General features: G+C 60.7%; 7 protein-coding genes. 3 read left to right on the forward strand and 4 right to left on the reverse strand.

Going from position 1 to position 8159, the window contains the following annotated elements; genetic code table 11:
* Positions 1–105: 105 nt before the first annotated feature.
* The 3 genes from F8N49_RS22380 to F8N49_RS22390 form a co-directional block, all read right to left on the reverse strand.
* The gene (locus F8N49_RS22380) at positions 106–669 is read right to left on the reverse strand and encodes a DUF4174 domain-containing protein (protein WP_016775365.1); all 564 of its coding nucleotides are present in this window, start codon (positions 667–669) and stop codon (positions 106–108) included.
* Between the two features lie 186 nt (positions 670–855).
* The gene (locus tag F8N49_RS22385) at positions 856–1641 is read right to left on the reverse strand and encodes a sulfite exporter TauE/SafE family protein (RefSeq protein ID WP_039763409.1); all 786 of its coding nucleotides are present in this window, start codon (positions 1639–1641) and stop codon (positions 856–858) included.
* A 235-nt stretch (positions 1642–1876) separates the two neighbouring features.
* Positions 1877–2626: a hypothetical protein gene (locus tag F8N49_RS22390; RefSeq protein WP_151552641.1), complete on the reverse strand. Its 750-nt coding sequence runs from the start codon at positions 2624–2626 to the stop codon at positions 1877–1879.
* A gap of 245 nt (positions 2627–2871) precedes the next feature.
* Here F8N49_RS22390 and F8N49_RS22395 point away from each other — a divergent pair, with 245 nt between their 5' ends.
* From F8N49_RS22395 to F8N49_RS22410, 3 genes are all read left to right on the forward strand, one after another.
* Positions 2872–4020, forward strand: coding sequence for an aldose epimerase family protein (locus F8N49_RS22395; protein WP_151552643.1), 1149 nt, complete (start codon positions 2872–2874; stop codon positions 4018–4020).
* A 281-nt stretch (positions 4021–4301) separates the two neighbouring features.
* Positions 4302–5123: an aldo/keto reductase gene (locus tag F8N49_RS22405; RefSeq protein WP_151552645.1), complete on the forward strand. Its 822-nt coding sequence runs from the start codon at positions 4302–4304 to the stop codon at positions 5121–5123.
* A 24-nt stretch (positions 5124–5147) separates the two neighbouring features.
* Positions 5148–5618 (forward strand): DUF1810 domain-containing protein, encoded by a 471-nt coding sequence (locus F8N49_RS22410; RefSeq protein ID WP_151552647.1) that lies wholly within the window; start codon positions 5148–5150, stop codon positions 5616–5618.
* On the opposite strand, the gene F8N49_RS22415 is transcribed toward F8N49_RS22410, so the two are convergent.
* Positions 5583–7943, reverse strand: coding sequence for a DNA polymerase II (locus F8N49_RS22415; RefSeq protein WP_178117058.1), 2361 nt, complete (start codon positions 7941–7943; stop codon positions 5583–5585). The two genes, F8N49_RS22410 and F8N49_RS22415, sit on opposite strands and share 36 nt — an antisense overlap.
* Positions 7944–8159 lie beyond the last annotated feature (216 nt).

Consider the following 8159-nt stretch of genomic DNA (forward strand, 5'->3'; position numbering starts at 1 on the left):
GCGAGCAGGCTCGCTCCCACATTTGAACTGCGCACTTCACAAAAAAATGTGGGAGCTGGTTTGCCAGCTCCCACAAGGATTTTGCTTCATTCAGTCAACGCGCAATCAATCATCCGGCATCTGCGGCGGTTTGCTCGGTTTCGCCGGTTTGCTGCCCTTCGCGCCTTTGGCCGGTTCCGGCTCGGTGGCGGCAGGCGTTTGTGCGGCGGCGGCCGCAGCGGCGGCTTCTTTTTCGGCCATGGGCATGGCGTCGATGGTTTCGAAGATTTTCGCCAGGCTCAATGCCTTGGCTTCATCACCCGAGGCGGAGAGCTTGGTTTCGCCGTCCTTGCCCACCAGGAACACTTTTGGATAAGCGCCGGCACCGAGCTTCAGCGAACGCAGCAGGGCCATGGTGTCCTGCTGGCCCATGTCCTTGCCGTCGAGCTGTCCGGACATGCTGAGGATGGTGTAGACCTTGATGTTGCGGTCGGTGACGCCCTTTTTGTTGGCCGGATCTTCCAGCGACTTCTTCAGGCTCAGCCAGACCGGGTCGACGGTGCTTTGCGCAATCACGATCAGCGGGCGGGCGCGGCCCACGTCCCCGGCCAGGGGTGAATCGCTGTCGGCGGCGAACAGGGGGCCGGCGATTGCCAGCAAGAGGGTCAGGGTCAGGGACCTGATGAGCATGCGCATCTCCTTTTGATATCCACGCACTACTGATTGCGCATCGTGGCGATTGTTCCGGCGGCGTCTGGCAAAAAGGCATTGCCCTGTCAGAAGCTTAGGTCAGGGAGCGCTTTGCGCAACATGACGCAAGCGATCATCGGCACATCCCTACGGCCGCTGCATTGGAAGTGTTTTCTCCAGGCTGAATCAGAACGCCAACTTGTAACCAATCAACACCAGCATCGTCGCCAGGCACGGGCGCAGGACTTCGTCGGAGATGCGTCCGGTCAGGTGGCTGCCGAGCCAGATGCCGGGCAGCGAGCCCATCAGCAGGAAGCCCAGCACGCCCCAGTCCATGTTGCCCATGCTTGCGTGGCCGAGGCCGGCGACGAGGGTCAGGGGTACGGCGTGGGCGATTTCGGTGCCGACCAGGCGGCGGGTTGGCAGCAGTGGGTAGAGGATGAACAAGGCGACGGTGCCCAGTGCGCCGGCGCCGATCGAGGTCAGGGCGACCATGGTGCCGAGGATCAGACCGGTGATCACCGTCATGATATTCAGGCGCGAACCGCTCGGATTGTAGTTGCCACCCGCGCGTTTGTGGGCGAATTCGAGCAAGCGTTTCTTGAAGAAGATTGCCAGGGCGGTGGCGAAGAGGACGAAGCCGAGCGCCTGTTTGATGATGGCGTTCATCGCGTCCGGCGCGGTGTGCAGGGTGCTGAGGAACCACAGGGTCATGGCCACGGCCGGCACACTGCCGAGGGTCAGCCAGCCGGTGATGGCCCAGTCGATGTTCTTGTTCTTCCTGTGAACGAGGACGCCGCTGGATTTGGTGATCGCGGCGTACAGCAGGTCGGTACCTACCGCCGTCGCCGGGTTGATGCCGAACCACAGCAGGATCGGCGTCATCAACGAACCGCCGCCGACACCGGTCATGCCTACGATAAACCCCACCACCAGCCCGGCAATCACCAGGCCGAAATTTGCCAATTCCATTCAAACGTCCAGAAAACGACAGGAAAATCTGGCCCGCAGCATAGCGATTTTTCTTATAACCACATATATCGATGCGGTCTATGGTTATGCCATATCGAATTTGCTGCAGTTCCCTGTGGGAGCGAGCCTGCTCGCGAAGGGGGTGTCAGCCGACCGATGAGTTGAATGACGCAACGCATTCGCGAGCAGGCTCGCTCCCACAGTGGCCCCTGGCGCTACAGCAAACCTGCAAGGCTCACTGCACCGGCAAGAAATTCAAAAACAGCAGGCTCTGCGCGTAATTCAGGCCGATCCTGCGATAGCGTTCATCGAGCATCTGCGTGAGCAGATCCAGGCGTGCGACGATTTTGCTGAATTCGGTGGCGAAGCTGAGATTGCTGCCCTCCTCCGAGATTTCGTTGGAGAACAGCAACGGCTGGCCTTCCTTGTTTTGTCGTTGCGACAAAATCCACATGGCTTTTTCGATGTTGCGCGCGGCGTTGTGCACGAACGTCGGGTTGATCGCGTCGGTCATGTAGAACTCGGTGCGATTGCCGTGGGCGGTGACCAGCATGCTGCCGATCGCATAGATGAAGGCGCCAACGCGGTCGCCGAGGAATTCCGGGCTCATCGCATAGCTCAGCGCCGCCAGGTCCTTACGCCCGCCCAGCACGGGCAACGGCTGCTGTTGCTCGACAGCGAGACGCACCTGTTTCACGGCGGCGTTGACGGTGAGGAAGCCGGATTTGCGCAGTTCTTCCGGGTTGCGCAGGTAGAGCTTGCCCATCAATCGATAGAGGCTGTCGAGGTTGTCGCGCATCGCCAGGGTGGCCATGCGGTCGACGCTGGTCTGCAGAAATTCCTGCGGCTGCCCTTCTCGTATCTGATTGAAAAATCCGTTGCCGTTCTGGTGGCTGCAGCCGCTGAGCAACAGCGACAACAGGCAGGCCAGCAGCAGGCACGGGCGGCGGTGAGCGGCGGTGATCAGGGCAATAACACTCGGCATGAAGTCTCGGACAGGCACATTCCTGTGCGGCGGGGGTCACCGCATCCTGGCCATGCATAGAGCCGCCGATTGCGAAAAAGTGCAGTGCCCGGGCGGTTAGCCGACCTTCGGCGATAGGCGACCCATCAATTAGTCGGACTTTATATTTGCCAACAACGGTAAATCCGCTATAAATCTTCTGCGAAATATTCAATAGCATGACTAATTGCGTTTTCTCAAAACAACAACAAAAAGGAAGGTCAACCATGCTTCAATCCCGTCACCTGCTCTCCGGCCTCGGACTGTCCCTGATGATCGCTACCCTTTCCGCCAACGCGGCGGGCCTGACTGCTGAACACAAAGCTTTCGGCAAAACCAATGACGGCACGCCTGTCGAACAGTACATCCTGCGCAACAGCCACGGCATGCAAGCCACCGTGATTACCTACGGCGCGACCCTGCAAGCGCTGAAAGTCGCTGACAAACACGGCAAGTTCGACGACGTCGTCTTGGGTTTTGACGATGTGCAGGGCTATCAGAAAGGCACCGCGTACTTCGGCGCGACCATCGGCCGCTTCGGCAACCGTTTGGCCGAAGGTGCTTTCGAAATCGATGGCAAACGCTATCAAGTGCCGCAGAACGACAAATCCAACGCCCTGCACGGCGGCCCCGAAGGTTTCGACAAGAAAGTCTGGAAGGCCAGGGAAACCAAGGACAAGGATTCGGTGGGCGTAACCCTGACCTACCTCTCGGCCGACGGCGAGATGGGTTTCCCGGGCAATCTGACCACCGAAGTCACCTATCGCCTGACCGACAACAACGAGCTGCGCATCGACTACAAGGCCAGCACCGACAAGCCGACCGTGCTCAACCTGACCAACCACAGTTACTTCAACCTGGCCGGCGCCGGCAATGGCGACATTCTCAAGCAAGTCGCCATGATCAACTCCAGCCATTACACGCCGGTCACCGCGAAACTGATCCCGACCGGGGAGCTGGCGCCTGTGGCCGGTACGCCGATGGACTTCAGCAAACCGACGGCGATCGGCACGCACATCAAGGCTGATCATCCGCAGCTGAAATTCGCCGAGCCGAAACAGGGCGGCTTCGATTTCAACTGGGCACTGGACAGCAAGGGCGATGTCAGCAAGCTCGCCACCGAAGTCAGCGACCCGCAATCCGGACGCGTCCTGCAACTGTTCACCAGCGAGCCGGGCGTGCAGTTCTACACCAGCAACTTCCTCGACGGCACGGTCAAGGGCAAGGGCGGCAAGGTCTATCCACACTGGGGCGCGTTCACCCTCGAGACCCAGCACTACCCAGATTCGCCGAACCAGCCGGATTTCCCGAGCACGCGGCTTGATCCGGGGCAGACTTATGCCCACAGCGTGATCCTCAAGTTCTCCGCCAAGTAACCTGCCATGCCCCCCCTGTGGCGAGGGGATTCATCCCCGTTGGGATGCGAAGCAGCCCCGATCCTGCAACACGCGTTGTATCAGAGAGCGTTCTATTGCAGGTTTTTGGGGCTGCTTCGCAGCCCAGCGGGGATAAATCCCCTCGCCACAAATCCCCTCGCCACAAGATTCCCTGACCACAGCTGATCCGGTTTCATCCTTGACTCCCCCTTCCTTACGGGAACCCTTGCTCTATCCTGCTGCCCACTAAAGATATCGACTCTTTAAGGCAGGAGGTTTGAATGCGTACCCTTGAGTTGGCAGGCGTACAGGTTCCCGTGATTGGTCAGGGCACTTGGCGAATGGGCGAGGATCGTTCGGCGCACAGCCGTGAAGTGGCGGCGCTGCGCACCGGCATCGAGCTGGGCATGAGCCTGATCGATACCGCGGAGATGTACGCCGAGGGCGGTGCCGAAACGGTGGTCGGCGAAGCCATCGCCGGTCTGCGCGATCAAGTCTTTCTGGTCAGCAAGGTCTACCCGCACAACGCCAGCCGCGAGGGCATCCCGCAAGCCTGCGAGCGCAGTTTGCGTCGGCTCGGTACCGACTACATCGATCTGTATCTGCTGCATTGGCGCGGCCAGTATCCGCTAGAGGAAACCGTCGAAGCCTTCGAACGCCTGCGCGAGGACGGCAAGATCGGTCGTTGGGGCGTGTCGAATTTCGATGTCGATGACCTCGAAGAACTCTCCAGCTCGGCCTGCGCCACCAATCAGGTGCTGTACAACCTCGAAGAGCGCGGTATCGAATTCGATTTGCTGCCGTGGTGCCAGCATCAGCGCCTGCCGCTGATGGCGTACTGTCCGATCGGCCAGGGCGGCGCGATGCTCGCCGAGCCGGTTCTGCAAGACATTGCCAGCCGTCACAACGCCACTCCAGCGCAGGTTTCGCTGGCGTGGATCCTGCGTCAGGACGGCGTGATTGCGATTCCCAAGGCTGTGCGCCCCGAGCATGTGCAACTCAATGCCGATGCGGCGCAGCTGCAACTGGACGCCGGGGATCTGGCGGCGCTGGACAAGGTGTTTCCGGCGCCACAACGCAAGCAGCGGCTGGCCATGGTCTGAGCTGCCGACTGCGAGGGCTTCGCCATGAGAAGCACAGATCTGCAAGACCCGTTCAACCTGCAACGTTTTGTCCAGGCTCAGGACCCGGTGTTCGAACGGGTCCAGCGTGAACTCGAAACGGGCCGCAAGCGCAGCCACTGGATGTGGTTCGTCTTCCCGCAGTTCGCCGGATTGGGCGGCAGCGAAATGGCCCGACGCTTCGCCATTGGTTCAGCCGAAGAAGCCCAGGCCTACTTGGCCGACGAACTGCTCGGGGCGCGGCTGCGCACCTGCACGCAACTGGTGCTGAATGTGCCACAGCGCTCGATTGCAGAAATGTTTGGCCATCCCGATGACCTGAAATTTCATTCTTCGATGACCCTGTTCGCCCAGTTCAGCGCCGAGGACAGTCTGTTCAACCAGGCGCTGGAGCGTTACTTCCACGGCATTCTCGATGAATGGACGCTGCAATTGCTCGATTCAAAACAGGCCCAGTTGCCCACCGATCAGGGTTGAGAAGTCGTCGTCGACAAACGGCAGAATCGCATCCGCCACCGGTTGCAGCTGCCGAGTGATGTAGTGGTCGTAGTCGATGGCGGCGCGGCGTACCTCCAGCGGCTCCGGGCCGGCCAGGGTGATGACGTAGCTGATCCAGCCGCCGTTCTGATACTGCCGGGGCCGCCCCTGCTCGGCGTTGTAGTCATCGGCCAGCCGCGCCGCGCGGACGTGCGGCGGTACGTTGCGTTCGTAGTCGTCGAGAGTGCGGCGCAGACGTTTGCGGTAGATCAGCCGATCGTCGAACTCGCCGGCGAGGGTCTTGCGCACGTAATCGCGGACGTAATCCTGGTACGGCTTGCGCTGGAAGATCCGCTCATACAGTTCTTGCTGAAACTGCCGCGCCAGCAGCGACCAGTCGGTGCGCACGGTTTCCAGGCCTTTGTAGACCATTTCTTCGCTGCCATCGGCGCGGGTGACGAGTCCGGCGTAGCGCTTCTTGCTGCCCTCCTCGGCGCCGCGAATGGTCGGCATCAGAAAGCGCTTGTAGTGAATCTCGAACTGCAATTCCAGCGCGCTTTCCAGCCCGTATTCCTCACGCACATGCGCGCGCCACCAATCATTGACGTGCTTGACCAGCGCGTGGCCGATCTGCGCTGCTTCTTCCTGACCGTGCAGACTGCGCAGCCAGACGAAGGTTGAATCGGTGTCGCCGTAAATGACGGCGTGGCCCTGTTCTTCGATCAACTGGCGAGTGCGCAACATGATTTCGTGGCCGCGCAAGGTGATCGACGAGGCCAGCCGGGTATCGAAAAAACGGCAACCGCTGGAGCCGAGCACGCCGTAGAAGGCGTTCATGATGATCTTTAACGCCTGGGACAGCGGCGCATTGTGCTCGCGCTTGGCGGTTTCGCGCCCTTCGGCCACCCGCGCCACGATGGACGGCAGGCAATGGCGGGTGCGCGAGAAGCGTGCGCCACGAAAACCCGCTACCGAGTCAGCGTCGTCCGGGTGTTGCAGGCCCTCGATCAACCCCACCGGGTCGATCAGAAAGGTGCGGATAATCGACGGGTAGAGGCTTTTGTAATCGAGGACCAACACCGATTCGTAAAGCCCCGGGCGTGAATCCATGACAAACCCGCCGGGGCTGGCTTGGGGTGGATTGGTGCCCAGATTGGGTGCAACAAAGCCTTGGCGATGCATCAACGGCATGTACAAATGGGTGAACGCGGCGACGGAACCGCCGCTGCGGTCGGCCGGCAAACCGGTGACGCTGGCGCGTTCAAGCAAAAACGTCAGCAGTTCGGTCTTGGCGAAGATCCGCGTTACCAGCTCGCAGTCCTTGAGGTTGTACTTGGCCAGCGCTGGCTTGTCCTCGGCGAACATGCGGTTGATCTCGTCCATGCGCTGGTATGGGTTATTGATCGCCTTGCCTTCGCCGAGCAGGGTCTGCGCGACGTTTTCCAGGCTGAACGAGGGAAAACTCCAGGTCGCCGAACGCAATGACTCGATGCCATCGATGATCAGCCGCCCCGCTGCCGAGGCGAAGTAGTGATTGCGGCTGCCGTGCTCGCGCCACTGCATTTCTTCGCCGCCACGACCGATCTTCAGCGGCACGCCAAGACGCCGCGCGTGTTCGTGAAGGATGCGCAGGTCGAACTGCACAACGTTCCAGCCAATGATCGCGTCAGGGTCGTGGCGGGCGAACCAGTCGTTGAGTTTCTTCAGAATGAGCGTGCGCGAGTCGCAGTACTCGAGGTCGAAATCGACAATGCTGGCGTCGCCGTTCGGCGCGCCGAGCATGTACACCTGGCGCTCGCCACAGCCTTCCAGCGCGATGGAATACAGCTCGCCGTTTTCGGTGGTCTCGATGTCGAGTGAGACCAAGCGCAGTTTCGGCCGGTAATCGGGGTCGGGTTTCAGTTGGGCGTTGATCAGCACGCCGTCAGCATCAGGCGTGCCGCCGAACAGCACCGGCGCGGTGATGAAGCGCTCCATCAGATAGCGTTCCGGTGGACGCACGTCGGCTTCAAAGACGTCGACGCCGGCGCGGTTGAGCGCGGTTTCGAGGCGCATCAACTGGCCGTGCTGCTGGCAATACAGACCGAGCACCGGACGATGCTGGAAATCCAGCAGCGCCAACGGTCGCAGCTCCACATTCTTTTCATCGTGCAACAGCCGTTCGGCCGCTTCCCGCTGGGCGGCGGGAATAAACGCCACCGATGGCTGATGCGCCAGACGCACGCGGCGCGGCCCGGCGTCCGTTGCCAGCCAGAACTCGACTTCGGTGCCGGCCGGCGTATCGCGCCAATGCCGGGTCAGGACGAAGCCCTGCTGTAAATCCACCACTGCGACCTCAACGTTTCAATCAGAACGCCATTCTACGCAGCATTTGTGGCGAGGGGATTTATCCCCGCTGGCCGCGAAGCGGCCCCGCTTTTAATGAAAGGGCCTGCTGCGCAGGCCAGCGGGGATAAATCCCCTCGCCACAGATAAATCCCATCACTACAGATAAATCCCATCGCCACAGAAAATCCTCTGCCACAGATAACCCCCCTTGTT

Origin of the sequence: Pseudomonas sp. GXM4 (genome assembly GCF_008923895.1) — a bacterium.
Lineage (GTDB): Bacteria > Pseudomonadota > Gammaproteobacteria > Pseudomonadales > Pseudomonadaceae > Aquipseudomonas > Aquipseudomonas atacamensis.

What these genes read in the sequence shown, in the direction of transcription:
- F8N49_RS22385 (WP_039763409.1), bottom strand. Translation starts at nt 1,641, where the DNA reads ATGGAATTGGCAAATTTCGGCCTGGTGATTGCCGGGCTGGTGGTGGGG.
- F8N49_RS22380 (WP_016775365.1), bottom strand. Translation starts at nt 669, where the DNA reads ATGCTCATCAGGTCCCTGACCCTGACCCTCTTGCTGGCAATCGCCGGC.
- F8N49_RS22405 (WP_151552645.1), top strand. Translation starts at nt 4,302, where the DNA reads ATGCGTACCCTTGAGTTGGCAGGCGTACAGGTTCCCGTGATTGGTCAG.
- F8N49_RS22410 (WP_151552647.1), top strand. Translation starts at nt 5,148, where the DNA reads ATGAGAAGCACAGATCTGCAAGACCCGTTCAACCTGCAACGTTTTGTC.
- F8N49_RS22395 (WP_151552643.1), top strand. Translation starts at nt 2,872, where the DNA reads ATGCTTCAATCCCGTCACCTGCTCTCCGGCCTCGGACTGTCCCTGATG.
- F8N49_RS22390 (WP_151552641.1), bottom strand. Translation starts at nt 2,626, where the DNA reads ATGCCGAGTGTTATTGCCCTGATCACCGCCGCTCACCGCCGCCCGTGC.